Here is a 1,226-nt window from a genome sequence, read left to right as displayed (position 1 = left end):
GTGCCGGCCCATTTCGTCTTCCTCGACCAGATGCCGCTGACGCCGAACGGCAAAGTCGACCGCCGCGCCCTGCCCGCTCCCGACATGAACGCCACCACCGCCGGCCATGTCGCGCCGCGCACGCCAGCCGAAGCGGCCCTGGCCGCCATCTGGGCCGACGTGCTCCAGCTCGACCAGGTCGGCGTCACCGATAATTATTTCGCTCTGGGCGGAGACTCGATGCGCAGCATCGTCATCCTGTCCAAGGCGCGCGCACAAGGTTTGCCGGTCCAGCTCGAGCATATCTTCAAACACCAGACCATCGAAGGCATCGCTTCGGCCTTGAGCGGCGACGCGGCGGCGGTGCCTGTGCCCGCCGCCCCGATCGAACTGATCACGCCGGTCGACCGGCAGCACTTGCCGCCGCACGTGCAAGACGCCTATCGCCTATCGCGGCTGCAACTTGGCATGTTGTTCCACAACGAGCTGACGCCGGAACTGGGCACCTACCACGACGTGATCAGCCTGCAACTGAACACGCCGCGCTGGGACCTCGACGCCTTCCGCGCGGCGCTGGCCGCGATGGTCGACAAGCACCCCATCCTGCGCACCGGCTTCGACCTGCACCGCTACAGCGAACCGCTGCAATTGGTGCACCAGGCGGCGACCGTCCCCCTCACTGTCATCGACCTGAGGGAACTCGACGCCGCCGCACAGGAAACAGCGATCGCGCAATGGGTCGACGGCGAAAAGAAAACCCCGTTCAACATCGAGGCGGCCCCGCTGTTGCGCATCTTCATCCACCTGCGCAGCGCCACCACCCTGCAGTACAGTCTGAGCTTCCACCACGCCATCCTCGATGGCTGGAGTGTCGCTTCGCTGCAAAGCGAACTGATTCGGGAATACGTCCAGCTCAGCGAGTCGGGCCAGCGCACACTGGTGCTGGCGCCACTGGCCTCGACGTTCAAGAGCGGCATCATGGCCGAATTGCGCGCCCTGCAGTCGCCCTCCACGCGCGCCTTCTGGGACGGCTACCTTGCCGGCAGCATGCTCTGCACGCTGCCGGCACGCCAGGCAGGCCAGCCATTGGCGCCGTCCAATGTGCTCGACTTCCCGGTATCGGACACGCTGCGGGCCCAGCTCACTGCACTGGCCAACACGCTGCAAGTGCCGCTGCGCACCGTCCTGCTGAGCGCCCACGTGCGTGTCATGTCAATTCTGTGCGGCAGCGCCGACGTCGTCACCGG

Annotated in this window: 1 protein-coding gene; it reads left to right on the top strand. The window is 66.2% G+C overall.

Translation table 11 applies throughout. The annotated features are described in order from the left end of the window. Window positions 1-1,226 (top strand): condensation domain-containing protein (locus AC1RRC_RS33200; protein WP_493060201.1); only part of this gene is annotated, 1,226 nt, incomplete at both ends.

The sequence above is a fragment of the Pseudoduganella sp. GW821-FHT12E03 genome (genome assembly GCF_058807115.1).
Note: the sequence above shows the minus strand (reverse complement) of the source record. Positions and strands in the feature narration are given on the sequence as shown.